Source organism: Variovorax stachyos, from assembly GCF_051400855.1.
Classification (GTDB): Bacteria; Pseudomonadota; Gammaproteobacteria; order Burkholderiales; family Burkholderiaceae_C; genus Variovorax.
The window spans coordinates 567,108-590,059 of the sequence record NZ_JBLFFN010000001.1 but is presented as its reverse complement, the minus strand read 5'-3'; the positions used below and the strand labels follow the sequence as shown (position 1 = coordinate 590,059).

Sequence of the window (22,952 nt, the reverse complement as noted above, 5' to 3'; positions counted from 1 at the left end):
GCGTCGATGGCTATTCGATGTTCCTACACTCGATGGATGTTCACCACCCGTCCTGAGATCATCGGCACCTTTGGCGTCGCGTCCTCGACCCACTGGCTGGCCTCGCAAACCGCCATGGGCGTTCTCGAGCGCGGCGGCAACGCTTTCGATGCCGCCGTTGCCGCAGGCTTCGTGCTGCAGGTGGTGGAGCCCCATCTCAACGGGCCGGGCGGCGAGGCACCCATCCTGCTTTGGAGCGAACGCGAGCGGCGCATGCACGCGATCCGGGGCCAAGGCTGCGCGCCCGCTGCCGCCACCGCGTCGGCCTTCCGCGCCCTCGGCTTCGAGCAGGTGCCTGGCATCGGCTTGCTCGCCGCGACCGTGCCCGGCGCCTTCTCCGCCTGGCTCACCCTGCTGCGCGAACACGGCACCTGGACCCTCGGCGAAGTACTCGCACCGGCGATCGGTTATGCGCGTGACGGCTTTCCGCTGGTCCCGCGCGTTGCGCAGGCGATCCTTGCCGTGCGCGGGCTGTTCCTCGAGCACTGGAACTCCTCGGCCGAGGTCTGGCTGCCCGCAGGCAAGGTGCCACAGCCGGGTTCGCTGTTCCGCCTGCCGGTGCTCGCTGCGACCTACAGCCGCATCGTCGAGACCGCCGAGCGGGAAGGCAGCGGCCGCACCGGTGTGATCGATGCTGCGATACGCACGTGGCAGCAGGGATTCGTGGCACGCGAGATCGATCGCTATTGCCGTGGCACGGCCGTGCGCGACAGCAGCGGCGAGGCGCATACCGGGCTGCTGCGCTACGAGGACATGGCCGAATGGAATGTCGCCACCGAAGCGCCGCTCACGGCGCAGTTCGGCCGCTACACGGTCGGCAAGTGCGGCTTCTGGAGCCAGGGTCCGGCATTCCTCCAGCAAATCGGCATGCTGCGCCATGCGGGACTCGAGCAACACCTGCCAGGTAGCGCGGGCTTCGTGCACCGGGTTACCGAGGCAGCGAAGCTCGCGTTGGCCGACCGCCTGGCGTGGTACGGCACCGCAGCCGGCGCGCGTGCCGACGCGCAGCAGGCGCTCCTGTCCGAAGCCTACCTGCGCGAGCGCTGGGCCCTGGTCGATCCACAGCGTGCTTCCGACCTGCTGCGTCCCGGTCAACCGCTCGGGCTCGCACCGCGCCTGCCCGACCTGGAGGCGAGCGCGCGAACCCTGGGCGCGGCCGACACACGCTTCGGCATCGGCGAGCCCACCTTCGCCGCACTCCCGCCAATCGCCGAATGGGCAGACCGCGAGATCTTCGTGGGCGACACCTGCCACATCGACGTGATCGACAGGTTCGGCAACATGGTCGCGGCCACGCCTTCGGGCGGCTGGCTGTCGTCGAGTCCCGCGATTCCGGCGCTGGGCTTCGCGCTCAACACCCGGCTGCAGATGACGTGGCTGGACGAGAACCTGCCGAACTCGGTCGAGCCGCGGGTTGCGCCCTGCACGACGCTGTCACCCTCGATCGCGCTGCGGGACGGCGAGCCCTGCATGGTCTTCGGAACCCCTGGCGGCGATCAGCAGGACCAGTGGTCGGTCGGCTTCTTCCTGCGCCATGTCGTGCACGGGCTCAACCTGCAGGAAGCCATCGACGCGCCGGCTTGGCACGTCAAGCACGCCCCCAGCTCCTTCTGGCCGCGCCAGACCACGCTCAACACGCTCAGGCTGGAGTCGCGCTTCGAACCCGAGGTGCTCGACCAGCTGCGCGCAATGGGCCATGGCGTGGAGGTTGGCGACCCCTGGTCCGAAGGCCGGATGTCCGCTTGCAGCCGCGAACACGATGCGCTGGGCCGCCTGGTGCTGCGTGCCGGTGCCAACCCGCGCGGCATGCAAGGCTATGCAGTGGGCCGCTGAACTCCGCCTTCCTTCAACTTCATCTTCATTCCAAGGACAACGCCCATGCTTCAACGTGTCTTCCGCGGCCTGTTCGTGCTGGCCCTCTCGTGTGCAGCGCAGGTCGCCCTGGCCGCATACCCCGACAAGCCGATCACGCTGATCGTCCCCTGGGCCGCCGGTGGCTCGACGGACATCCTGGCGCGCGCCATTGCCGAACACATGGGCAAGTCGCTGGGCCAGCCCGTGGTCGTCGAAAACCGTGCTGGCGCCTCCGGCAACATCGGCTCCAACCTGGTCGCCAAGGCCAAGCCCGATGGCTACACGCTGCTGATCGGCTCCATGAGCACGCATGCGATGAACCCGGCGTTGATGAGCAGCATGCCTTTCAAGGGCGCCGACGATTTCACGCCCATTGCGCTCGTGGCCAACGTCATCAACACGATGGTGATCAACCCCTCGGTGCCGGCCAAGGACCTGCGCGAGTTCATCGCCTATGCCAAGGCCAATCCGGGCAAGCTGGCCTATGCCTCGGCGGGTGGCGGTTCCACCAACCATCTCAGCGCCGAAATGTTCAAGAAGGCGGCGGGCATCGACATGCTGCACGTGCCCTACAAAGGCGGTGCGCCGGCCGTTGTCGATACGGTGAGCAACCAGACCCAGGTCCTGTTCTCGGCCGGCACGCAGACTTTGCCGCACGTGAAGGCCGGCAAGCTGCGCCTGCTCGCCGTGACCGAGCCGAAGCGATCTCCCCTCCTGCCCGACACGCCCACCGTCGCCGAAACGCTGCCGGGCTTCGACATGAGCGTGTGGTACGCCGCCTTCGGGCCGGCCGGGATGCCAGCGGAACTCGTCACACGGCTCAACGCCGAAATCAACAAGGCCCTGGCGGTGCCGGAGGTGCGCGCGCGCATGGACGCCATGGGCGTCGAGCTCGTGAAGAGCACGCCCGAACAACTGGCCGCCTCGCTGCGCAGGGACACCGAGCGCTATGACAAGGTCATCAAGGAACTGGGCATCAAGCTTGACTGAAGTGCTGTCCCTCGCCGTTTGCGAGCGGCTCTGCGACGAGCTGCCACGGGCAGGCACGCTCGATGCCGCCCTCGGGCGCATCGAGGAGGCACGCGAGGCGCTGCTCGGGCCCGGGCTGCTCACTGTCAATCTGAATGCGACAGCCCCTGGCGATCCTGCGAACGAGGTGCAGCTGCAGCGCCTCTGGTCTTCAGATCCGCAGGCCTATCCGGTGGCCGGCCGCAAGCGCAAGACGCTGACGCCGTGGACGCGGCAACTGCTGATGCGCGCGGAAATCTTCATCGGGGAGGGCGACGCCGCGCTGGCCGAGGTCTTCGATGATCACGCGCTCATTGCCGACCTTGGGCTGCGAGCGGTCGTCAACGTTCCGTTGCTGGAAGACCGTCGGTGCGTGGCGACCTTCAACGTGCTTGGCACGCGGGCGCACTGGCTGCCGGCGGAAATTGCGCTGGTGCGGCTGCTGGCCCTGCTCGCCACACCCTGGGTACTGGGTGCGCGACGCGCTGGCTGAGGGCGATGGCGGAGGTCTGGCGCTTTCAGGTCAGGCGCCGATATCTTCAAGCGCGAGCCGTATGGACAGTTGAGCACTGTCGACCGTCTCCTTCAGCGTGAAGCCGAAGTGAAACCGATAGTAGTGCCAGGTGCTGCCCGAAAGAAAAAAGCGGATGTTGGCTGCCGCGAGCTTGCGGTCTCGTGCCGATCGGTGAGGGGCGTGCTCGTCGACGATGCGACGCACGGCCGCCCAGCGCTCGTTCGCCACGCCCAGGCGTAGACGGTCGTACAGCTCGGTGTGCAATGCCGCTTTCACCAACTCCGACTTCTCCTCGAATCTCGAGAACAGTGCACCCGGATAGGTGCGCAAATCATCGATGCTCCGTGGCGGTGCGGGAGCGTCGATCTGGCGCGTGACTTCCGCGGCGACGGCATCCAGGAACTGCTCTCGGGATGCGAAGTAGCGGAACAGCGTGCGCTCGGACATCCCCCCATGTCGCGCGACAGCGCGCATCGTGAGCTCGGAAACGCCATAGCGCTCGAGCAGTTCGATTGACGAGCTGAGAATCAGCTTCTGCGTCGTGTCGGCGTGGCGGTCAAGAAGCGATGGCGGGGTTGACATACATCATGCCTCGATGTCATACTGTATGACATCCTAGCACACATCTCGAAGGAGAGTGAACATGGACAAGCAAGCCATCGCCGTGCGTTGTGGCTCAGCGGAATCGCTTTCCGTACTCGGCACGCAAGTGCGATTCCTGTGCGAGGCAGAGCGCACCGGTCGTGCCTTCTCGCTGATGGAAGTCGTCCTGCCGCTGGACCAGGGACCTCCGCCGCACGACCATCCATGGGACGAAGCCTATTACGTCCTGGAGGGCGAGGTGCGATTTCTGCTCGGCGAGCAGGAAGAAGTCTTTCGCAAGGGCGATTTCATCTATGCACCCGGCGGCACGCTGCACGCCTTCAAGGGTGCGCTGCCCGAGCCAGCCCGTGTTCTCGTACTGGATGCGCCGGCCACGGCCGAGGGATTCTTCAGGGAGGTCGATCGAGAGGTCAAATCTCCGTCAGACCGCAGCAAGATCCCGGAGATCGGCCGGCGTCACCAGATGCGGTTTCATGCACTTGGTTGACACCGCCTGTCCGGTGTTGGCCCGCGCTGCGGTGCAGGCCCTAACGCAGCCACCGAAGACCGGACCAGAAACTGTCACCGAACCGAGCCGCGCCCACGGCGCAAGCGGCAATGGCGAACCCGATGAGCATGCATGCGCCCAGGGTGCTCAGCGGCCACAGGCTGACACACATGCCCAAGCCGACGACGAGGCCCAGCAGCGCCCCGCATGCCAAACGCACCTTCATCTCAAAAGCGTCGGGCTTCCTGCCCGCGAGGGTCGGTCGTGATTCAGTTTCCATATGCTGTGGCTCCAGGACGCCGGCCATGATCGCGGTTTGGTCGTCCATCCCGACCGACTCCGCACTCAGGTCGAAGGCAGCGTGATCCAGGCACTGAGTCCGACGCTGCTCGAATCCGTCTCGTTCGGCGCCCGCCAAGGCCGATGACGGCGTGCCCGCTGACAGTCACTTGGCGGGGCTCGAGTTGGCAATGAGCGGGAAGATGGTCTCCCGAACGAGTTTCATCGCGTGTCCCCGTGCCTGGCTGGCCTCGGTGGCGGTCGCGGTGGTGGCAATCACCAGATCCAGCGGTGGGTGAACCCAGACAAGCTGTCCGCCGAATCCGCTTGCGAAAAATGTTCGATGTACACCGCCTGAGGGTGTGAGCCACCACATATAGCCGTATGGCGGTTGGGCGTCGGAGGTTTGCCGTCGCACAGCTTCGCTGGCATACGTCTTCGAAACGACCTGCCGATCGTTCCACCTGCCTTCCTGAAGCATCAGTTGGCCGAGCTTGGCCATGTCGCGGGTGCGCAGGCTCAAGCCGCTCGAACCATAGTTGTGGCCGTTCGCCCCCTTTTGCCAGGTGAACGCGTCGATACCGAGCGGTGCGAAGAGATTTTGCTGGGCGAACTCTGCCGCGCCACGCCCCGTGGCGTTTTCCACGGCGATTGCAAGCAGGTTCGCGGCGAGGTTGTCGTAGAGAAACTCCGCGCCCGGCCGGCCCTTCATAGGCCGATTTGCAAGGTACTGGGCATTGTCGGAATTCGCTCTGCCCACCCGACCCGATGCCGCATAGCCGCCGGTCATTGTGAGCAAGTGCTTGATGCTCGGTTGTCGATCCGGGTCGTGAGCGGTCGCGGTGCCGGCGGGTAGCAAGGCTGCGACCGATTGGTCGAGCGAGCTCATCGCGCCTTGATCCACAGCGATGCCCACCAGCAGCGAAAGGACGCTCTTGGTCACTGACTCCGTGTTGCGTAGGGTGTCCTGGCTTGTTCCCGATTTGTAATGTTCGAAGAGGACCCGACCGCTGCGAACAACGACGACGCTTTCGACATCGGTGAACGTGTCGACGATCGTCTTGGGAAGGCCGGTGAATGCTCGCTGCTGTATTTCGAGGTCGTTGTTCGATGGGCCGCCCGGCGTGCTGTCGGACGCTGCGGCGGCCTGTGTGCCGAGAAGCCAGGCAGCAAGAAGAAGCGGGACTGAGACAGCACGCGCGATCGGGCTCGTTCGGCCCATTGGCAGCATCATGCCGGCGGTGGCCTTGTCTCGCGTGATCGCCCACCTGGCAAGGGCTGCGGCTACGAGCAAGTGAAGGACGGCGATCATGCGGCTCCTGAAGAAGCGAGGGCTGGTAACGATTCTCCGCGCGTTGCCTTGATGCCGACTAAGGATGAGCCCGAGGGGCAATGTTTTCACCTTGACAACCGCCATTGCCTGAAATAACCTCTTGGTTATATAACCAATCGGTTGACGACATGCCAATGGACCCGCTGAGCCTTACATTCGCCGCACTGGCCGACCCCACTCGCCGCGCCATCCTGTCTCGCCTGGCCATCGGGCCCGCCAATGTGACCGAGCTGGCGCTGCCGTTCGAGATCAGTCAGCCCGCGGTCTCCAAGCACCTCAAGATTCTCGAGCGCGCCGGATTGATCGCCCGCTCCCGCGAGGCACAAAGCCGTCCGTGCAGCATCCGGGCCGCCCCTCTCAAGGGAGTGGTCGACTGGGCCGATGCCTATCGACAGCACTGGGAGACCAGCTTTGACCGCCTGGATGCCCATCTGGAACAACTTCAGCAAAAGGAGGCCACCCGTGCCAAGCGCAAATGACATTTCCGTTGCCACCCAGGACGACCTGGTCATCACCCGCGTATTCAAGGCGCCGCCCGCCCTGGTGTTTGCTGCGTGGACCGAGCCGGCCCAACTGGCCCGCTGGTCAGGCCCTGCGGGCTTCACGACACCGCACCACGAGATGGACCTGCGGCCTGGCGGGCGCTATCGCGCGTGTTTGCGCTCGCCGGAAGGCGTCGATCATTGGGTGCAGGGCGTCTACCGTGAGGTGCAGCCGCCGCATCGGCTGGTGATGACGCATGCGTGGGAGAACGAAGGCGGCCAGCCGGGGCCAGAGACCCTGGTCATCGTCACTTTTGCCGAGGAAGGGCCGGACCAGACGCGAATGCATTTCCGGCAGACCGGGTTCGCGTCCAGGTCTTCGCGCGACGGCCACGAAGAAGGCTGGTCCAGCAGCTTCGACAAGCTGGCGGTACATCTCGAAGGTGCAGCGGCATGAAGCTCTACTACGACGAGACCATCAACCCGCGCAAGGCATGTGCGGCAGCTCGGCATCTCGGCGTGCCGGTGGAATTGGTGCGAGTGCATCTGGCGCGGGGCGATCACCGCGCGCCGGCTTTCCTGGCGCTCAACCCGAACGGCAGGGTCCCCGTGCTGCACGACGGCGATCTGGTGCTGTGGGAAGCCAACGCCATCATGTGCTACTTGTCAGACGTCGCGGGGGCGGATTTCTGGCCGCGCGAGCCTCGTGCCCAGATCGAGGTCCAGCGCTGGCTGAGCTGGGATGCGAGCCACTTCACGTCTCACGCGGGCACGCTGTATTTCGAGAATCTGATCAAGCCCGCCATCGGCCTGGGTCCACCCGATGCCGCCGCGACCGAGGCTGCCACACGCATGTTCGCCTCCTCGGCTGCGGTGCTGAATGCGCATTTGGCAACGCGCAGTTTTCTGCTCGGCGACGCACTGACCGTTGCCGACTTTGCCGTCGGCGCCGCCTTGCCATACGCGGAGGGAGCGCGCATTCCCCTGTCTGATTTCCCGGCGATCGCGAGATGGCATGAGCGCCTGAATGCGCTGCCGGGGTGGCGCGATCCGTTCGGCGCTTCCCCTGTGTCGCACCTGCGGGCGGAGGCACTTAGCCGAACCCGATAGATCACGCAAAATCCGTGTCAGACAAGCTGAGGACTGGATTCAATAGTGCTGAAAAAACTGCGATGCGCGGCGGCAGCGCTGGTGCTACCAACGGCTGCCCTTGCTGCCGAACCCGATGCGGCAATGTTAGGGAGCGCTCAAGAATATGCGGCGTCCGAAGTTCGCGCCTGGCCGAGCTTGCCGCGCCTTCAAAAGCCACTCGAGTTGGAGTATCCCCTGATCGCAAGTCGAGCACGGCTCGAGGGGGCCCTGATCGTCGAAGTGCTCGTCGATGCGCAGGGTAAACCGCAGAAGACCATCATCAGATCACGCACACCACGCTTCATCGACCTTTTCGACGCTCCGGCGCGAGCTGCCGTGATGCGCGCAAGCTTCGATCCGGCACTCGACTCCGACGGCAAGCCAGTGGCGGCTGTGGTGAGACAACCAATCTCGTTCAAGCTTCATGGCTTCGACGAAGATCACTCCGCCACTTGCATCGTCGATGCCGCCCCACACTATCCCTCTGAAGCCCGCGCTTTGGGTGCTGAAGGGCTGGTCGGCGTTCTGGTCAAGATCGACCAGACGGGATGGATCGACAACGCCTCCATCGCCGTAGTCGGCCGCGAACCTGCCAATGCGAACATGTTCGACAAAGCGGCGAAGGCTGCCGTTGTGCAGGCACGCTGCCGGGCAGCACGGCACATGGGGAGATCGATCGAGAGCTATGCCGTCATCGAGGTGCCGTTCAAGGTCGACGTGTCCGGCGCGCCGAAACCTTAGCGCCTCTGCTACAAGATGCGTGGCACTGTCGCTTCGATCGAAGGGCCGGCGAGCCCTTGGAGAAGGCCAGGATCGGGACGGGTCGATCGACGAGCCAACATTCAGGTGTGGCTGAGTTCATTCCCGACGAAGCGTCAAGGAAGCTGCAGGCGGTGCCAGGAAGAGACCGTTCGGCGGCGAACCTTGAAGAGCGTCGACCAGAAAGTCGACCATCATCCGCACCTTTGCGCTGAGACGGCGACGGCTTCAAGCAGTTCCTTCAACGCCGCGAGGTCTCGTTGTACATGCGCGATGTCTGCATCAAAGCTCTCCTGGCTGACGCCGGCCAGTCGAGGCACCACGAAGGTCAGCAAGCAGCCCTCCCCACAGGGCGTGACCCGGAATGCGTTGTGGACGCTGACGCCATTCGGTAGCGTGACATCGTGGTCGAGAACGCCGAATGGATTGGCAGGAACCATCGCCACTTCAACCTCGCCCATCGGGGAGTCGGCAAACCATTTGCCCTCACGTTGCTGGATACCCTTGGCCAAGCCGGAAGCCCATAGCGGCAGATTGTCCATTCGACTGGCGAAGGCGTAGGCGGCCTCCGCTGAAACACCGACCGTCTGGCTGACCACACCGGGCTTGGACGTTGGCGGCGGCGTCAACTGTTCAATCACTCGAATGCGGCGGACAACCAGCTCGTCGATCTCCAGCCGGCGAATTCGGGCCCGACCCACGAGGAGTCGACCGATGGACATGGCCCCGACGGCCACGGCACCGAGGGCCGCTGCGCCAATCAGCATCGAGCCTAACGCGGCCGTCCCGATGGCGTGCGCGCCCGTGGCGGACGCCGGCAAGGCACGTGTGGACTTTGATGGCATCAAGTTCATTGCTAAGTCCCAAAGCGCAAGCCTTCGGTTGAAACGACCCTCACCCTCGGCCCGAAGCTGCTGATGTTGGCGAGTGTTTCGTTGTGATGGCGAATCACCTGGGGTGCGGACAGGTGCTGATTGCCTCCGCTGGTATGCGCGTCACCAACCAGGATGACAGGAAATCCCAGCGCAAGCGCTCTGCGCGTGGTGGTGTCGACGCAGAACTCCGTATGCATTCCGCAAACCACGAGATCCGTGACCGCATGCCTCCTGAGCACCTGTTCCAGCTCCGTGCGATGGAAGGAGTCAGGTGTCGTCTTGCGCATGCGTATGTCCGTCGCTTCAACATGAAGGCCGCGGGCAAGCCGCCACGCATCCGTTCCGAACTCGAGGTAACCAGAATTCGATTCGTGCTGGATGAACACCACGACGCCGCCGGCGGCACGGGTCTTTGCCGACACCTGGTTGATCCGCTCGATAACCTGCTGCGACTCGAAGGCGCCGTGCTCACCTTCGCAAAGGCCCTGCTGGACATCAATGACAAGTAGTGCAGTGGTCATGGTTGCGGTCAGACGTTTTCATGCTCAGACATGGCGCGCTCGACAACGGACGCCATTGCCGCTGCGTTCTCATTCCCTTCGGCGACAAGCCCGGCGACCGTGCCTCGCCTGTCTTGCAATGCTTCATCTTGACTGGCCTTGAGCTCTCCGACCAGGCGCTCGATCGGTATCTCTATGCCCACCACCGCACGCAAGAGTTTGTCGATGAAGCCCGCTGGCGCGTCCGTCACCTTCCAAGGCTGTTGCCGTGAGGACTCATGAGCGGCGGTCAGGCGAACCAGCATGTCACGCAGCCAGCCTTCGTCGTCGACGGCTCGAGCCACGCCGTGTGCGTGCGCGACCGCGTAGTTCCAGGTCGGGACAACCTTCCCGTGCTCTTGCTTGCTCGGGTACCAGCCAGGCGTGATGTACGACTGAGGGCCCTGGAACATGACCACTGAGTGATTCGATGCGAGGAGTTGCGTCCACACGGGATTGGCGCGCGAGACGTGGCCAAGAAGCGTTCCGAGCTTGCCGCGCGACCTGTCCAGCAGAAAGGGAACATGGTTTGCGACCAGCCCTTCGCCGCTTGGCGCGACCCACGCGCCCAGTGGGTAGGCTTCTACCAATGCCTGGGCTTCGACGAGATCGGGCTGTGCGTGGTGCTTTGATACGTACACGAAAACTCCAAAGATTCAGTTGAACCGTGCACCCCCGCCCGCGGCCGCATCCAACCGCATCCGCCTCTCGCGAGCTGCGCTCTGTACGCCACAGGGCGAGCAAGCGCTGGAGAACAGGCATCAGCTCGCGATGACATTCAAGGTGGTCGTCATTGCCGCGGAGTCGGCCAGAGTATGCCTGACACTCCGGTCAGCCGCATTCGCTGCGGCGAAGCTTGTAACGCTGCTCAGTACGCCAGCGATTTCTTCATGGAGGCCAGGTAGAAGCCGGGCGCGTAGTCGTCGATCCGCGCGTATTCCTCGTAGCCGTGCTTCCGGTAGAACGCGGGCGCCTGCCACTCGAAGGTGTCGAGCTTCGCGTTCTTGGCACCCAACTCGACGGCCTGCCGCTCGGCTTCGGCGAGCAGGCGGCTGCCCAGGCCGGAGCCGCGCACGTCGGCTTCGACAAACAGCACGTCGATGTTGAGCCAGTAGAGAAAAACAAAGCCTCGCAGCCCACCGAGCAATCGGCCGCTTCCGTCTCTGGCGTTGAGCCGGATGTACCGCTGCTCGGGATACTCGCCGACGAAGCCGTAGTTGTAGTGGCGCAGTTTGCGGCCGAGCTCGCCGGAGCGGAGTTCTTCGGGCGTGGCGGCGGTGATGGTGATGTTTTCCATTCGGGAGAAGGGTAACGGAGCAGCGCCGCGGCCTGGGACATCGCCGATGCTGTCACAGCCCGCCTGGGGCCCGCCATGCCTTTGCTTCTCATCGACGCCGACTCAAAACCTCGGGATTCACCACGTTGATCGGATTGCCGGCGGCGTACGCAACGATCTGGTCGAAAACGTCCGTGAACTGGACTTCGTACTCGTCGCGGGACACGTAGCCGATGTGTGGCGTGCAGATCACGTTGTGCAGCTCCAGCAGCGGATGGGAGGGATCCCGCACGGGTTCGTCTTCGTAGACGTCGACCGCAGCCCCGCCGGGACGGCCGGCCTTCAGGGCTGCGACCAGCGCCCCCGGTGCAATCAGGGCGGCGCGGCTGGTGTTCACCAGCAGCGCCGACGGCTTCATGCGCGCCAGATCCTCGGGCCCAACAATGGCGCGTGTGCGGTCGACCAGGCGCAGATGCAGGCTCAGTACATCGCATCGGCTGAAGAAGTCGGCCTTGCTCTCGGCGACCTGGTAGCCGTCCGCCCGTGCGCGGGCCAACGACGCTTCGCTCGACCAGATCAGCACTTCCATGCCGAAGGCCCGGCCGTAGCGGGCGACCTCGCTGCCGATGCGGCCGTATCCGAAGACGCCGAGGGTCTTGCCTCGCAGCGTAGTGCCCACGCCGATCTGCCAGCGTCCGGCCTTCATCGCGGCCACCTGCTGGGGGATCTGGCGTGCCGCGGCAAGCACGAGGGCCCAGGTCAGCTCTGCTGCGGCGTAGGAGGGCGTGCCGGGATGCTGGCTGGACGACACCACGATTCCAAGCCGGGTGCAGGCATCGACGTCGATATGGGGGTACACGCTGCGCTGGCTGATCAGGCGCAGCATCGGCAAGCGCGCGAGCAGCGGTGCGCGGATCTGGGTGCGCTCGCGAATCAGCACCAGCGCCTCGGTGTCGCGCAGGCGCTGCGAGAGCTCGTCGTCGTCCTGCACGTGGTCATTCCAGACGGTGACCTGATGGCCCTCGAGCTTGCGGAAGCACTCCAGGGTGCGCAGCGTGTCGAAGTAGTCGTCGAGGACGGTGATTCGCATGGCGGGGCTCCAATCGATGGCTGGCGGTTAGCCGGCAACGCGCGATGCAGTCGAGCCAGGAGGTTAACAGTTCGTCGTGCAAAGCGTTGTTGCAATCGCCGGCACGGTCCTCGGCGGCGCCTCTGTCGTGTTGCTAGCATTGGCCGTCCGACGACCCCCAGAGAGACCTGAAGCCGTATGACGAATGCATCCAGCCAACGAGGCGAGCTGAACAACCTGGCACTTTGCGCTTCGTGCGCTGCAATCCAGCGCAACTGGCGCCGTGCGCGGGGCCATGCCGAGCTCGTTCAGATGTCCAGTCGCAAGGTGGAGCGCAGCGATGGGGACAGCGGTGCTCGCACGGTCACCATCACCAGCTACCGTTGCGACGCCTGCGGCACGCGGTGGGAGTACGAGAACGACAAGACGAACCAGCAAGCGGGCTGGTCAGTCGTCGAGAAGTAGGGTCCCATCTCAGGGTCGCCACCCAGGGCTTTGATCACGAATACGGCAAGGCGCTACATGGCAAGCGAAAGCCTGGCCCTGACGAGCGCGTACTTTTCCTCAGACGTATCCGCGAGTGCTGCTTCGCGCGACGGCAAGCTCGCGCGTTCTCAGCCATGCTTGTTTGGACAAGCGATAGAGGACATGCCTTTTCAGCGGGTGACCAGCCGGAACGAGCGGATGGTCGAAGTCGTCGGAGGGGGTTCGAACCATCCCCAGCCTGGCCATCACAGCACGAGAACGCGCGTTGCCTGGCACGGTCAGCGCCACGATTTCGGGTAGGTCTACGGTTTCGAAGCCGAACGCCAGCGCCGCTCGAGCTGCCTCGGTGGCGAAGCCCTGTCCCCAGTACTGGCGGCCCAAGCGCCAGCCCGCTTCGACGCACGGCGTAAAGGGTGCCGTGTAGCTCGGGATGCCAATGCCGACCATCCCGATGAAGCCGGCGACGCCTGGCGCCTCGACCGCCCAGAAGCCAAAGCCTTCACGAAGGAAGTGCTCGGTGATGCGCCCAACGAGTGCGTCGCTCTGCGACCGAGTGAGCGGACCAAGCAGGTGCTCTGTTACTCCGCTGTCGGCGTTCAGCTCCGCGAAGCGAGGCAGGTCCTCATCTCTCCAGGCTCTGAGGCGCAACCGCCGGGTCTGCAGTTCTGGAATTGATCGGGTCATCGGGCAATAGGAAGGTAGGTCCGGGGCATCGCTTGCCTGACGTGCTCAGCGGCTTGAACAATCTTCGTTGCGCAGTCCACCGCAGGGAATGGCGTTGAGCTTAGGCTGATCGTAAAACACGCTTATAAAGGGCTCGCCCCAATCAACGATTGCCCGCAGCTGGCGAAATGGTCAGTGCAGTCAGTCCAAGATTTGTATGCAGTTCAGCGTCCTTGGCTGTGTGGCCGCGCACAAGGCGGTTCAGATCGCTGCAAGCGAGACTTCAATCGCCCGCTTGACGAACCGAACGAACGCGGCCACCTGCGCCGGTTGCCCGAGCTCGTACGCTTCGTGGCCCAGATACGCGTCGAGAGCGCGCTTCAGCAGGGGCCGATGCTCGACGGGCAAACGCTCGAGAGCCCACGCACCGGCAATGTCCTTCGGGCCAATTTCGCCCGTAACGGCGCTGTACCAGATGCGGGCCAAAGCCAGCACAACCGTCTGCTCGTCGCCCTCCCAGTCGGAGCTTTCTTTCCACTGAGCGATGGTGTCTCTGAACGACGCCTGGAGGTCCGCTGCCGGGACGTTCTCGAACAGTTGGTCCGCGTCCGGCCCGAAAAGGCTGACGCTGCTTTGCAGGACCTGCGTCACCAGGATGGCGAGGTCAGGGTCCACCAGCGCGGGCTCGAGGGTGCCGGCCACGATGTCATCGCGGAGCCACTCTCCGAACTGCATCTCGCGCCTGGCCGGATACCGCCAAGGCACGAGTTCGTTCAGGACGACGACAGTCACTTCGAGGGCTCGCAGCGACTTGTCGGTACCGGGAGGCGCGGACACCGTGAGCAATTCCTCCATCAGGACACGACGCGTGGAAGCATCCATGGGCGCCTCGACGGTGACCATCAGATCGATGTCGCTGCGTGGCTTCAGACCTCCATTCACGGCCGAGCTGAAGAGATGGATCGCCTTCAGCGTCCCGCCGAGGTGGCGTTCGATCACCGCGCGGGCACTCGAGAGCTGGGGCTTGATTTCGATGGGCAGGGTAGGCACTTCAACACGAAGCCAAGGTCGCTGGAACTGCATATCAAACTTGTTGTTATCAATGATAATCATTATCATTTGAGTCAACAAGTGAGGGAATTTGATGTCGCATGAAGCATCTGGAGGTCGCGCTGTTTCGAAGAAGCGCCTGGTCAAAGCCATCGAACTGGCGCTCGCGAGCGGCGCAGTGCTCTATCTGGGAGCAGCAACGGCACAGACGACCTCAGGTCCCGATGCAGCAACACCGAATACGCTGCCTGCCGTCACGGTGTCGGGCAGCCGGGAGGCGATGGACGAGGCGCCTCCTGCGATCGCCGGCGGTCAGGTCGGCAGTGGCGCGCGGATGGGTATTCTCGGCAATGCACCCGTCATGGACACGCCCTTCAGCGTGACCAGCTTCACCGCGCAGGCGATCGAGAACGATCAAGCTCGTTCGGTGGCTGACGTGGCCGCCATGGACCCGTCGGTGCGCATGGGCAGTGCGCGATCCAACATCAACGAAGACCTCACGATCCGCGGCTTCACGGTGCCCACGGGAGACTTCGCGTTGAACGGGGTGTTCGGCCTGTCGCCTTACTGGCGAGCTCCGGTCGAAGCATTGGAACGGGTGGAAATCATCAAGGGCCCGTCCGCCGCACTGTTCGGCATGACGCCGGCCGGCAGCGTCGGCGGTGTGGTCAACCTCGTGCCAAAGCGCGCAACGAATGAACCCATCACGCGCATCACGGGCAGCGTGTCGTCGGATTCGGTCTTCGGAGCGCACGCGGACATCGGCCGGCGCTTCGGCCCGGACAACGCCTTCGGTGTGCGGGTGAATGTGGTGGGCCGTGAGGGCGATACGCCGATCAAGGCCCAATCGACCCGCGAGAGCCTCGGCTCGCTGGCGCTGGACTATCGCGGACGCTCGCTGCGCGCTTCACTGGACCTGCTATGGCAGCAGGAACGCATCGACAACGTCGTGCGCCAGTTCCAGCCGAGTCCGACGCTGGTCGCCGTACCTGCCGCACCGAACAACACCTATCCCTATCCGGGTCTGGGCTGGAGCGATGGGCGCAATGGCTCGGGCCTCCTCAAGGTCGAATACGACCTGACGGACAACATCACCGCCTACGCCGGCTATGGCGAGCGCAAGTTGAACTGGGATGCGATCGCCGCCAATCCCGTCCTCCTGAATCCACTCGGCGACTATTCGTTCTTCGGTGGCTGGCAACGGATGACGGTCGACAGCAAGTCGACGGAGGCCGGCCTTCGCGGCAGGTTCTCCACCGGGCCGGTGGGTCACAACGTAGCGTTGAGCTATACCGAGCTGGATCAGGATCAGCTGCTTGCCTTCTACACCGGCTTTCAGGGGGGCAGCTCCAACATCTACTCCGGCCGGTTGTTTCCAACGCCTTCCACCTCCGGCATCTACAACCCCCTTCAGCCGTATCTCGATACCAAGCTGACCAGCGTTGCATTGGCGGACACCATGTCCTTCATGCAGGACCGCCTTCAGGTGTCCTTGGGCGTGCGCCGGCAGCAAGTGAAAGGGCAGGACTACAACTTCGTCACCGGTGCGGCCAGCGGTCCTCAGTACGACGAGCGCGCAACCACGCCGTTCGCCGGCATAGTGTTCAAGGTGAGGCCCGACATTTCGCTGTACGCGAGCTATGTCGAGGGTTTGTCGCGCGGTGAAACCGCTCCGGTGAGCGCGGCGATCTCCAATCCGGGCCAGTCGCTGCCGCCGTACGAGTCCAAGCAGAAAGAGATCGGCGCCAAGTTCGACCTGAGCGGCAACATGATGGCCACGGTCAGCCTGTTCGAATTGACCAAACCGAGCGCGGGAATCTCTGGCACGACCTTCGGTGTGTTCGGCGAACAGCGCAACCGCGGCGTCGAAGCCACGCTGGCGGGCGAAGTCACGCGCGGAGTGCGCCTGCTGGGTGGCATCAGCTACCTCGACGGCGTCATCACCAAGGCGGCAACGCCGGCACTCGAAGGCAGGAAGGCCATCGGTGTGCCGGACTGGCAGTTGAATCTTGGGGCGGAGTGGGACACGCCGTTCCTCCCCGGCTTCACACTGACCGGGCGCGTGATCCACACCGCACGCACGTTCGTCGATGCGGCCAACACGCTCTCCATTCCCAGCTGGAACCGCCTCGACGTCGGCGCCCGCTACGCGACGAAGATCAGCGGCAAGCCCGTCACCTTCCGCCTCAACGTGGAGAACATGCTCGACAAGGACTACTGGGGCATCGCAACAGCGGGCTATCTGTTCGTGGGCTCGCCGCGGACGTTCACCTTGTCGGCCAGCGTCGACTTCTGAGGACAGCCCGATGTTCACGCGCGCCTGGTCCTGAAGGCGGTACCAAGGGCTGTTCGAAGAACGCGGGAGCCATCGCAGTTCGAACACAACCGCGGCCCTGCCGGGCGCAGAGACGGGCAAAATGCCGCGCCATGAACAAGAACAAGCCGGCCGGCATCGAACTGCGTCCATTTGGCGGGGACGCCGATTTCTACGCGATGGCCGATGTGGCCAATGCCGTGTTCGCTGCCGACGGGATGGGATGGGTTCGCGAGCCCGAACACATCCGCCGAGACTACGCAAGCTTCATCGACTTCGACCCGGCGAATGACATCGTCATGGCGGAGATGAAGGGCGAACTCGCGGGCTACGTGCGCACTGCGCACTGGACGACCGAAGAAGACGTTCTGGCTCAGGCGCAGGTTGGCTTCGTGCATCCGAAGTTCAGGCGCCTCGGTATCGGTAGCTTGTTGCTGGGCTGGGTCGAGCGTCGCCAGCGCGAAATCGCGCGCATGAAAGGCGCCGTTGCATCTGTCCATCATGTCTTCGTGACCCAGGGCGAGATCGGTCGCATCGAGATGCTGCGCCGGGCAGGCTATGAAGCGGTGCGCCACTTCCTTGTCATGGAACGACCAAGTCTCGATGACATCCCCGAGTTTCCGCTCCCCGCCGGCTTCGACGTGCGGCCAGTGCAGCCGGAACACCTGCGCGCCATCTTCGATGCCCATGCAGAGGCACTACGCGGACACTGGGGCGTGGCTCCTCCCAAGCCGGGCGACTTCGAGCGCTGGACCCAACTGCCCAGCTTCCAGCCGCATCTGTGGCAAGTGGCTTGGCACACCGGCACCGATCAAGTGGCCGGCCAAGTCAAGCCATGGATCAACGCGGAGCAGAACGCGACTCAGAACCGTCGACGAGGTGAGACGGAGTTCATCAGCGTCGGCGCACCATGGCGACGCCTCGGCCTCGCGCGTGCGCTCATTTCGCGAGCGCTCCATGCGCAGCGCGCCGCAGGCATGACCGAATCAGTGCTCGGGGTGGATGCAGAGAACGAACACCATGCAGCGCGCCTCTATGAAACCTGCGGTTTCCGGGTCGTCCGGCGCAATGCGGTCTTCCGCAAGGCCATCAGGCATTCGCCTGCGTGAACTCAATGCGGGTGCCACGAAGAGACCACCCTCGGAGTCTGCGGGGTTGAACTGCCGGCAAGTGCGTACGACAACTCGTTCGCGGCCTTCATGATCGTCTTGGCATATCGGATCAGCTTGTTCTTCGGCAAGCGATCCGCAGGCCCCGAGATGCAGACCGATCCGAGCAGTCGCCAGTTCAAGCCGAACACAGGCGCGGAAACCGTGGCCACACCCTTCTCGCGTTCGCCAATCGAGAAGTGGTAACCGTGCTGTCGAATCTCCTCGTAGATGGCGCCTGGCTCGCCCGAGAAGGCCAGGATCACGCGGCCTGGGGAACCCTTGTCCAAAGGGAGCGCTGAGCCCATCCGCGCGTGGTGGCGAATCGGCTGCGGTCCTTCGACACGCGCGATGCACGTCCGGAAGTTTCCTTCGCGCACATAGAACGCCGCGCTCTCGCCGGTGGCCTGCGTCAATTCGAGCAGCATCGGCTCGACGACATTGTTGACGTCGAACGCAGCCTGGTAGCGCGCACCCAGCCAGCCCGCTGCCGGCCCCAGACGCCATTCGCCGTCCTCCCGCTGAACCACATAACCGCTGTGCGCCAGGGTCCGCAGCAGGCGCAAGGCGGTGGTCTTGTGCATGCCGCTGCGGCGCGTCAACTCTGCCAGGGACAGCCGCTGGTCCTGCATGCCGAACGATTCAAGCAGTTGGAGTGCCCTCGTGACGGCGGTGACGCCGCCGGATTGATCAGGATCGGAAGCTCCCGTTCCGGCTGTGGGAAGGGCCGCCGGCTTGTTGCCTGTTTTGGTTCGTGCCATGGTTCGTGGTTCACACAGTGGACCCCAATTGTACGTATCGGAACGCAAATCTACAGTTCGACCGAGCCTGAACTGGCGATGAACTGTCAACTACGAACCGGAGACAACCGTGACGATTTCGAAGCTCGCATCCTCTCGCCGCGCCGCCTTGGTGGCGGTCGTGGCATTCGCCTCCTGCGCCGCTTTCGCGCAGAACTACCCCTCCCGTCCGATCAAGCTGATCGTGCCGTTCCCCGCAGGCGGTGGTACCGACGCCGTTGCGCGCGAGGTGGCCAACAAGGTGGCCGCGCAGCAAGGCTGGTCGGTGGTCATCGACAACAAGCCAGGCTCGGGCGGCAACCTCGGCGTCGATGCAGCCGCGAAGGCAGCGCCCGACGGCTACACCATCGTCCTCGGCCAGACGAGCAACCTGGCCATCAATCCGACGCTGTACGCGAAGCTGCCGTACAACCCCGTCAAGGACCTCGCACCGATCGGCCTCATCGCAAGCTCGCCGCTCGTGCTCGTGGTCGCGAGTGACTCGCCCCACAAGACGCTGGCGGACGTGATCGCGGCGGCCAAGTCCAGGCCGGACGCCATCAACTACGCCAGCTCGGGCAGCGGAACCGTCGCCCACCTTGCGGTCGAGCAGCTCCAGAAGATGGCTGGCATCAAGCTCACCCACGTACCGTACAAAGGAGCGGCGCAGGGCTCCACCGATCTGATCGGCGGCCAGATCCAGCTGTACATGTCTTCGATCCCGACGCTGATCGGCCACATCCGCAGCGGCAAGATGCGAGCGATTGCAGTCACCTCGGAGAAGCGCGTCAACGACTTGCCCAACGTGCCGACGGTGAGTGAGTCCGGCTACAAGGGATTCGAAGCCGTCACATGGTTCGGCCTGGCGGGCCCCGCGGCGATGCCCAAGGACGCCGTCGTCAAGCTCAACGGGGCCTTCAACAAGGCACTGCAGGACCCGGAAGTCAAGAAGAAGCTCGAAGGCCAAGGCGTCGATGTGCTCGGCGGTACTCCTGAGCAGTTCGGCAAGCTGATCCAGGACGACATCGGCCGCTGGGGCAAGGTCGTCAAGGAGTCCGGCGCCAAGGTGGACTGACCCGCCGTCCAGGAAGCTCACAGGGCCTCCCATCCCTCTGGCGACATCACCGGCCCTCGCCGGAAGCGCTGTCGACAACACAGACACGACTCGGCAGGGCGCAGCCAAGCCCTGCCTCACCTTCTCCCACCTACGTACCGAAAGACCGTCATGAGCGACCAGCTTCCCGAAATCATTCGCGACTTCCCGCGCGTGCCCGCCGCCGTCGTTGCGCAGGCCGCAGAACTTCAGCCCGCCATCCTGGCCGACGTGGCTGGCCGCCGCGGTGCCATGAACGGCCGCATCAAGGCGCTGCGCCCACGCATGAAGCTGGCCGGCACTGCCTTCACCGTCGAGGTGCGTCCCGGCGACAACCTGATGATCCATGCGGCGATCGCCATGGCCAAGCCCGGTGACGTGCTGGTCATCGACGGAAAGGCCGACCAGAGCTCCGCACTCATGGGCACGATCATGATGACCGCGTGCCAGAAGCTCGGCATTGCAGGCGTGGTCATGGATGGCGCCTGCCGCGACAGCCTCGAGATCGACGAGATGGACTATCCGGTGTTCTCGGTCGGCACGAATCCGAACGGCCCCACCAAGAACATTGGCGGCCGAATCGGACACCCTGTGTCCGTCGGGGACGTGACCGTCCGTCCGGGCGACTTCATCATCGGTGATGGCGATGGCGTGGTCGTCGTCGAGCGCGAGAAGATCGAGGCGCTGCTTCCTCTGGCGGCCAAGAAGGTCAAGGACGAGGCGGGCCGCATTGCTGCGATCAAGGAAGGCGACACCGCTGCCAAGTGGCTCAATGCTGCCCTGCGCACGGCCGGCGTGCTGAAAGAAGGAGAGACGCTGTGAGCGCGATCCTCGTCACCGGCGCCGATCTCGCGCCCGAGGCATTGGGCCTGCTCGAAGGCCACGACGTGGTGTACGCGGGCAAGGCGCCGACCGAAGCGGATCTCGTGGCCCTGTGCCGCACGCACGATCCAGTGGCCATCATCGTTCGCTACGGCAAGGTCGGCAGCGCGGTGATGGACGCCGCGCCCTCGCTCAAGGTCATCTCCAAGCACGGCAGCGGCACCGACACGATCGACAAGGCTGCGGCGAAGAAGCGGGGCATCGAAGTGGTCGCGGCGGCCGGCGCGAATGCAGCGGCGGTTGCCGAACAGGCGCTGGCGTTGCTCCTGGCCTGTGCCAAGTCGGTGGTGCAGTTGAATGCGCGCATGCACGATGGCCACTGGGACAAGGCAACGCACAAGAGCCTTGAACTGGGTGGTCGAACGATCGGGCTGATCGGGCTCGGCGCGATCGGCTTGCGATTTGCACGCATGGCGGATGCGATGGACATGAAGGTGATTGGCTTCGATCCTTTTGCCAGGAACCTGCCGGACTACGTCAAGAGCGTCGAGCTGTCACAGATCTGGAGCGAGTCCGACGTCATCTCGCTGCACTGCCCGCTGTCCGAGGACAACCGTGGCCTGCTCAATGCCGACACGCTGGCTCGATGCAAGGCGGGCGTCATCGTGGTGAACACCGCGCGCGGCGGCCTGATCGACGAGGCTGCGCTCTTGATGGCCATCAGGTCAGGCCACGTGGCCATGGCCGGGCTCGACAGCTTCGCGGTGGAGCCCATGACGCCCGGTCATCCGTTCCAGGGCGAAAGGAACCTGGTGCTCAGCCCGCACATCGGAGGCGTCACGAGCGATGCCTACGTGAACATGGGTGTGGCTGCCGCGAAGAACCTGTTGGCGGTCCTGGCCGGGCAGGGGGCGCCCGCGTAGTTCCCACGAGGTTAGGCCGATACCAATTCTGTTGCGCAATCCATCGATGAGGACGGCCCAGCCCGCTGGGCCGTTTCTTCGGGGGCGCGGGAACAGGATCGTTCGATCGGCCATCCAATGGGCACAGCTGCCAACTTGCGAACCGAGGCCAGCACCACAGCAGCCCTGGGCTGCGAAAAAGGAGCTCGACATGACCACGCCGCGTCGTCACTGGTTCGCCGCCGCCGCGGCTGTACTGACTGCCGCGTGCGGCGGCGGTGGGGGAGGAGGTGGCGGCGTTGGCGTCGCTCCTGGCCCGCCAGCAGACCCGGCTGCCCTCGCCGCCCAGGGCAAGCAGATCTTCCGCTTCGACACCTTCGGGGACGAGGCCCATTGGACCGATACCTTGCGGATGCACAAGGTCATCAGCACTGCGGTCGCACCCGCGACCGCGCTGGCCGTCGGGCTGAAGGTCGACGCCGAGGCGCTGCCGGCTGCAGTCGCGAAGGGCATTCAGGATGGGAGCGTTGACCTGGCGAGCCCGGACACGACGGTCGCCCTTCTGAAGCTGGACGCTGTCGTCGGTCTCAAGGGCACGGTCCAGACGGTCAATGGCAAGGATGCGCTGACCCGCGTCGGCGTTACCTGCGCCCTGTGCCACTCGACCGTCGACAACTCCTTTGCGCCAGGCATCGGCAAGCGGCTCGACGGCTGGGCCAATAGAGACCTGAATGTGGGCGCCATCATCGCGCTGTCCCCCGCAGTGGATGCTTCCAGGAAAGCCGCCTATCTCTCCTGGGGCAGGGGCAAGTACGACCCGCGCTTCAACATCGACGGCCTCAGCAAGCCGGTGGTCATCCCGCCGGCCTACGGACTCGAGGGAATTCACAGCGTGACCTTCACCGGCGACGGCTCCGACGTTGCCTACTGGAACCGATATGTGGCCGTGACCCAGATGGGCGGGCGAGGGAGCTTCTCCGAGCCGCGCCTGAACCTGAACGTCACCAACGGAACCGAAGACCTGGTCACGAGCAAGTTGCCCGCGCTGCAGGCGTACCAGTTGTCGTTGAAGGCCCCCGCGGCGCCGGCGGGCAGTTTCGACGCCGCTGCAGCCTCCCGGGGCAAGGTGATCTTCGAAGGCGCAGGCAAGTGTGCGACCTGCCATAGCGGCGCGCTTTTCACGGATGCCAATACCACCCTGCACCCGCCCGGGGACTCGATGGTGGAACCGGAGACGCCGAGCTACGCGTCCCGCTCTGCGACCAAGATGTACCGCACCTCGCCGCTGAAGGGTGCCTGGCAGCACCCGCCCTATTTCCATGATGGATCGGTCGCCACGCTCGAAGAAGTTGCAGCCACCTACAACATCAGGCGATCGCTCGGGCTCACGCCCCAGGAGATTGCAGATCTCGCCCAGTACCTGAAGTCGCAGTGAGGCGCCACGCTT

26 protein-coding genes are annotated in these 22,952 nt (G+C 64.4%); 15 read left to right on the top strand and 11 right to left on the bottom strand.

Annotation, left to right across the window (positions count from 1 at the left end; genetic code table 11):
• Positions 1-36 precede the first annotated feature (36 nt).
• The 3 genes from ACMGEZ_RS02935 to ACMGEZ_RS02925 are packed head-to-tail and all read left to right on the top strand — an operon-like array spanning position 37 to position 3,394.
• Complete coding sequence (locus tag ACMGEZ_RS02935) at positions 37-1,872, top strand: gamma-glutamyltransferase family protein (RefSeq protein ID WP_436820735.1); 1,836 nt, start codon at positions 37-39, stop codon at positions 1,870-1,872.
• Between the two features lie 45 nt (positions 1,873-1,917).
• On the top strand, positions 1,918-2,883 hold the full coding sequence (locus ACMGEZ_RS02930; protein ID WP_436820734.1) for a Bug family tripartite tricarboxylate transporter substrate binding protein: 966 nt from the start codon (positions 1,918-1,920) through the stop codon (positions 2,881-2,883).
• Between the two features lies 1 nt (position 2,884).
• Positions 2,885-3,394: a GAF domain-containing protein gene (locus tag ACMGEZ_RS02925; protein WP_436820733.1), complete on the top strand. Its 510-nt coding sequence runs from the start codon at positions 2,885-2,887 to the stop codon at positions 3,392-3,394.
• Between the two features lie 30 nt (positions 3,395-3,424).
• Here ACMGEZ_RS02925 and ACMGEZ_RS02920 read toward each other — a convergent pair whose 3' ends face one another.
• Positions 3,425-3,997 (bottom strand): TetR/AcrR family transcriptional regulator, encoded by a 573-nt coding sequence (locus tag ACMGEZ_RS02920; RefSeq protein WP_436820732.1) that lies wholly within the window; start codon positions 3,995-3,997, stop codon positions 3,425-3,427.
• Positions 3,998-4,058: 61 nt separating this feature from the next.
• On the opposite strand from ACMGEZ_RS02920, the gene ACMGEZ_RS02915 reads away from it, so the two are divergent.
• Positions 4,059-4,505, top strand: a complete 447-nt coding sequence (locus ACMGEZ_RS02915; RefSeq protein WP_436820731.1) for a cupin domain-containing protein — start codon at positions 4,059-4,061, stop codon at positions 4,503-4,505.
• Positions 4,506-4,545: 40 nt separating this feature from the next.
• On the opposite strand, the gene ACMGEZ_RS02910 is transcribed toward ACMGEZ_RS02915, so the two are convergent.
• Positions 4,546-4,833, bottom strand: coding sequence for a hypothetical protein (locus ACMGEZ_RS02910; RefSeq protein ID WP_436820730.1), 288 nt, complete (start codon positions 4,831-4,833; stop codon positions 4,546-4,548).
• A gap of 117 nt (positions 4,834-4,950) precedes the next feature.
• A complete protein-coding gene (locus tag ACMGEZ_RS02905; protein WP_436820729.1) occupies positions 4,951-6,096 on the bottom strand; it encodes a serine hydrolase domain-containing protein in 1,146 nt (381 codons plus the stop codon).
• Between the two features lie 155 nt (positions 6,097-6,251).
• Here ACMGEZ_RS02905 and ACMGEZ_RS02900 point away from each other — a divergent pair, with 155 nt between their 5' ends.
• The 4 genes from ACMGEZ_RS02900 to ACMGEZ_RS02885 are packed head-to-tail and all read left to right on the top strand — an operon-like array spanning position 6,252 to position 8,471.
• Positions 6,252-6,596, top strand: coding sequence for an ArsR/SmtB family transcription factor (locus ACMGEZ_RS02900; protein ID WP_436820728.1), 345 nt, complete (start codon positions 6,252-6,254; stop codon positions 6,594-6,596).
• Positions 6,580-7,056, top strand: a complete 477-nt coding sequence (locus ACMGEZ_RS02895; protein ID WP_436820727.1) for an SRPBCC family protein — start codon at positions 6,580-6,582, stop codon at positions 7,054-7,056. The genes ACMGEZ_RS02900 and ACMGEZ_RS02895 overlap by 17 nt, the downstream gene beginning before the upstream one ends.
• Positions 7,053-7,709 carry a glutathione S-transferase family protein gene (locus tag ACMGEZ_RS02890; protein ID WP_436820726.1) on the top strand — a complete coding sequence of 219 codons (657 nt, stop codon included), beginning with the start codon at positions 7,053-7,055 and terminating at the stop codon, positions 7,707-7,709. Before ACMGEZ_RS02895 ends, ACMGEZ_RS02890 begins: the two co-directional genes overlap by 4 nt.
• Positions 7,710-7,754: 45 nt before the next feature.
• Entirely contained in the window at positions 7,755-8,471 is a 717-nt protein-coding gene (locus ACMGEZ_RS02885) for a TonB family protein (protein ID WP_436820725.1), read from the top strand.
• 212 nt (positions 8,472-8,683) lie between these two features.
• Here the strand turns inward: ACMGEZ_RS02885 and ACMGEZ_RS02880 are convergent, their stop codons facing one another.
• The 5 genes from ACMGEZ_RS02880 to ACMGEZ_RS02860 all read right to left on the bottom strand — a co-directional run bounded on the left by ACMGEZ_RS02880 (position 8,684) and on the right by ACMGEZ_RS02860 (position 12,269).
• Positions 8,684-9,343, bottom strand: a complete 660-nt coding sequence (locus ACMGEZ_RS02880) for a hypothetical protein (RefSeq protein ID WP_436820724.1) — start codon at positions 9,341-9,343, stop codon at positions 8,684-8,686.
• A 2-nt stretch (positions 9,344-9,345) separates the two neighbouring features.
• Positions 9,346-9,885 (bottom strand): cysteine hydrolase family protein, encoded by a 540-nt coding sequence (locus tag ACMGEZ_RS02875; RefSeq protein ID WP_436820723.1) that lies wholly within the window; start codon positions 9,883-9,885, stop codon positions 9,346-9,348.
• Between the two features lie 8 nt (positions 9,886-9,893).
• A complete protein-coding gene (locus ACMGEZ_RS02870; protein WP_436820722.1) occupies positions 9,894-10,544 on the bottom strand; it encodes an FMN-binding negative transcriptional regulator in 651 nt (216 codons plus the stop codon).
• 227 nt (positions 10,545-10,771) lie between these two features.
• Positions 10,772-11,200 (bottom strand): GNAT family N-acetyltransferase, encoded by a 429-nt coding sequence (locus tag ACMGEZ_RS02865; RefSeq protein WP_436820721.1) that lies wholly within the window; start codon positions 11,198-11,200, stop codon positions 10,772-10,774.
• An 88-nt stretch (positions 11,201-11,288) separates the two neighbouring features.
• Positions 11,289-12,269 (bottom strand): D-2-hydroxyacid dehydrogenase family protein, encoded by a 981-nt coding sequence (locus ACMGEZ_RS02860; protein ID WP_436820720.1) that lies wholly within the window; start codon positions 12,267-12,269, stop codon positions 11,289-11,291.
• Between the two features lie 177 nt (positions 12,270-12,446).
• Between ACMGEZ_RS02860 and ACMGEZ_RS02855 the strand changes: the two genes are divergently transcribed.
• Positions 12,447-12,713, top strand: coding sequence for a hypothetical protein (locus tag ACMGEZ_RS02855; protein ID WP_436820719.1), 267 nt, complete (start codon positions 12,447-12,449; stop codon positions 12,711-12,713).
• A gap of 99 nt (positions 12,714-12,812) precedes the next feature.
• Here ACMGEZ_RS02855 and ACMGEZ_RS02850 read toward each other — a convergent pair whose 3' ends face one another.
• Together ACMGEZ_RS02850 and ACMGEZ_RS02845 are read right to left on the bottom strand one after the other, a co-directional pair.
• The gene (locus tag ACMGEZ_RS02850) at positions 12,813-13,418 is read right to left on the bottom strand and encodes a GNAT family N-acetyltransferase (RefSeq protein WP_436820718.1); all 606 of its coding nucleotides are present in this window, start codon (positions 13,416-13,418) and stop codon (positions 12,813-12,815) included.
• Positions 13,419-13,658: 240 nt separating this feature from the next.
• The gene (locus ACMGEZ_RS02845) at positions 13,659-14,480 is read right to left on the bottom strand and encodes an aminoglycoside adenylyltransferase family protein (RefSeq protein WP_436820818.1); all 822 of its coding nucleotides are present in this window, start codon (positions 14,478-14,480) and stop codon (positions 13,659-13,661) included.
• Between the two features lie 61 nt (positions 14,481-14,541).
• Here ACMGEZ_RS02845 and ACMGEZ_RS02840 point away from each other — a divergent pair, with 61 nt between their 5' ends.
• Both ACMGEZ_RS02840 and ACMGEZ_RS02835 read left to right on the top strand, forming a co-directional pair.
• Positions 14,542-16,743, top strand: a complete 2,202-nt coding sequence (locus tag ACMGEZ_RS02840; protein WP_436820717.1) for a TonB-dependent receptor — start codon at positions 14,542-14,544, stop codon at positions 16,741-16,743.
• Positions 16,744-16,874: 131 nt separating this feature from the next.
• Positions 16,875-17,870, top strand: coding sequence for a GNAT family N-acetyltransferase (locus ACMGEZ_RS02835; RefSeq protein WP_436820716.1), 996 nt, complete (start codon positions 16,875-16,877; stop codon positions 17,868-17,870).
• 2 nt (positions 17,871-17,872) lie between these two features.
• On the opposite strand, the gene ACMGEZ_RS02830 is transcribed toward ACMGEZ_RS02835, so the two are convergent.
• Positions 17,873-18,670, bottom strand: a complete 798-nt coding sequence (locus ACMGEZ_RS02830; RefSeq protein ID WP_436820715.1) for an IclR family transcriptional regulator — start codon at positions 18,668-18,670, stop codon at positions 17,873-17,875.
• A 148-nt stretch (positions 18,671-18,818) separates the two neighbouring features.
• Between ACMGEZ_RS02830 and ACMGEZ_RS02825 the strand changes: the two genes are divergently transcribed.
• The 4 genes from ACMGEZ_RS02825 (at position 18,819) to ACMGEZ_RS02810 (ending at position 22,940) form a co-directional block, all read left to right on the top strand.
• Positions 18,819-19,763 carry a Bug family tripartite tricarboxylate transporter substrate binding protein gene (locus tag ACMGEZ_RS02825; protein ID WP_436820817.1) on the top strand — a complete coding sequence of 315 codons (945 nt, stop codon included), beginning with the start codon at positions 18,819-18,821 and terminating at the stop codon, positions 19,761-19,763.
• A gap of 150 nt (positions 19,764-19,913) precedes the next feature.
• Positions 19,914-20,603 (top strand): RraA family protein, encoded by a 690-nt coding sequence (locus ACMGEZ_RS02820; RefSeq protein ID WP_436820714.1) that lies wholly within the window; start codon positions 19,914-19,916, stop codon positions 20,601-20,603.
• A complete protein-coding gene (locus ACMGEZ_RS02815) occupies positions 20,600-21,526 on the top strand; it encodes an NAD(P)-dependent oxidoreductase (RefSeq protein WP_436820713.1) in 927 nt (308 codons plus the stop codon). The genes ACMGEZ_RS02820 and ACMGEZ_RS02815 overlap by 4 nt, the downstream gene beginning before the upstream one ends.
• 190 nt (positions 21,527-21,716) lie before the next feature.
• Entirely contained in the window at positions 21,717-22,940 is a 1,224-nt protein-coding gene (locus ACMGEZ_RS02810; protein ID WP_436820712.1) for a c-type cytochrome, read from the top strand.
• Positions 22,941-22,952 lie beyond the last annotated feature (12 nt).

Excerpts from the sequence above, each read along its gene's own strand:
- ACMGEZ_RS02845 (WP_436820818.1), bottom strand. The coding sequence starts at position 14,480 with ATGCAGTTCCAGCGACCTTGGCTTCGTGTTGAAGTGCCTACCCTGCCC.
- ACMGEZ_RS02835 (WP_436820716.1), top strand. The coding sequence starts at position 16,875 with ATGAACAAGAACAAGCCGGCCGGCATCGAACTGCGTCCATTTGGCGGG.
- ACMGEZ_RS02860 (WP_436820720.1), bottom strand. The coding sequence starts at position 12,269 with ATGCGAATCACCGTCCTCGACGACTACTTCGACACGCTGCGCACCCTG.
- ACMGEZ_RS02855 (WP_436820719.1), top strand. The coding sequence starts at position 12,447 with ATGACGAATGCATCCAGCCAACGAGGCGAGCTGAACAACCTGGCACTT.
- ACMGEZ_RS02900 (WP_436820728.1), top strand. The coding sequence starts at position 6,252 with ATGGACCCGCTGAGCCTTACATTCGCCGCACTGGCCGACCCCACTCGC.
- ACMGEZ_RS02880 (WP_436820724.1), bottom strand. The coding sequence starts at position 9,343 with ATGAACTTGATGCCATCAAAGTCCACACGTGCCTTGCCGGCGTCCGCC.
- ACMGEZ_RS02915 (WP_436820731.1), top strand. The coding sequence starts at position 4,059 with ATGGACAAGCAAGCCATCGCCGTGCGTTGTGGCTCAGCGGAATCGCTT.
- ACMGEZ_RS02840 (WP_436820717.1), top strand. The coding sequence starts at position 14,542 with ATGTCGCATGAAGCATCTGGAGGTCGCGCTGTTTCGAAGAAGCGCCTG.
- ACMGEZ_RS02910 (WP_436820730.1), bottom strand. The coding sequence starts at position 4,833 with ATGGACGACCAAACCGCGATCATGGCCGGCGTCCTGGAGCCACAGCAT.
- ACMGEZ_RS02890 (WP_436820726.1), top strand. The coding sequence starts at position 7,053 with ATGAAGCTCTACTACGACGAGACCATCAACCCGCGCAAGGCATGTGCG.
- ACMGEZ_RS02830 (WP_436820715.1), bottom strand. The coding sequence starts at position 18,670 with ATGGCACGAACCAAAACAGGCAACAAGCCGGCGGCCCTTCCCACAGCC.
- ACMGEZ_RS02905 (WP_436820729.1), bottom strand. The coding sequence starts at position 6,096 with ATGATCGCCGTCCTTCACTTGCTCGTAGCCGCAGCCCTTGCCAGGTGG.
- ACMGEZ_RS02920 (WP_436820732.1), bottom strand. The coding sequence starts at position 3,997 with ATGTCAACCCCGCCATCGCTTCTTGACCGCCACGCCGACACGACGCAG.
- ACMGEZ_RS02875 (WP_436820723.1), bottom strand. The coding sequence starts at position 9,885 with ATGACCACTGCACTACTTGTCATTGATGTCCAGCAGGGCCTTTGCGAA.
- ACMGEZ_RS02865 (WP_436820721.1), bottom strand. The coding sequence starts at position 11,200 with ATGGAAAACATCACCATCACCGCCGCCACGCCCGAAGAACTCCGCTCC.
- ACMGEZ_RS02935 (WP_436820735.1), top strand. The coding sequence starts at position 37 with ATGTTCACCACCCGTCCTGAGATCATCGGCACCTTTGGCGTCGCGTCC.
- ACMGEZ_RS02930 (WP_436820734.1), top strand. The coding sequence starts at position 1,918 with ATGCTTCAACGTGTCTTCCGCGGCCTGTTCGTGCTGGCCCTCTCGTGT.
- ACMGEZ_RS02810 (WP_436820712.1), top strand. The coding sequence starts at position 21,717 with ATGACCACGCCGCGTCGTCACTGGTTCGCCGCCGCCGCGGCTGTACTG.
- ACMGEZ_RS02850 (WP_436820718.1), bottom strand. The coding sequence starts at position 13,418 with ATGACCCGATCAATTCCAGAACTGCAGACCCGGCGGTTGCGCCTCAGA.
- ACMGEZ_RS02820 (WP_436820714.1), top strand. The coding sequence starts at position 19,914 with ATGAGCGACCAGCTTCCCGAAATCATTCGCGACTTCCCGCGCGTGCCC.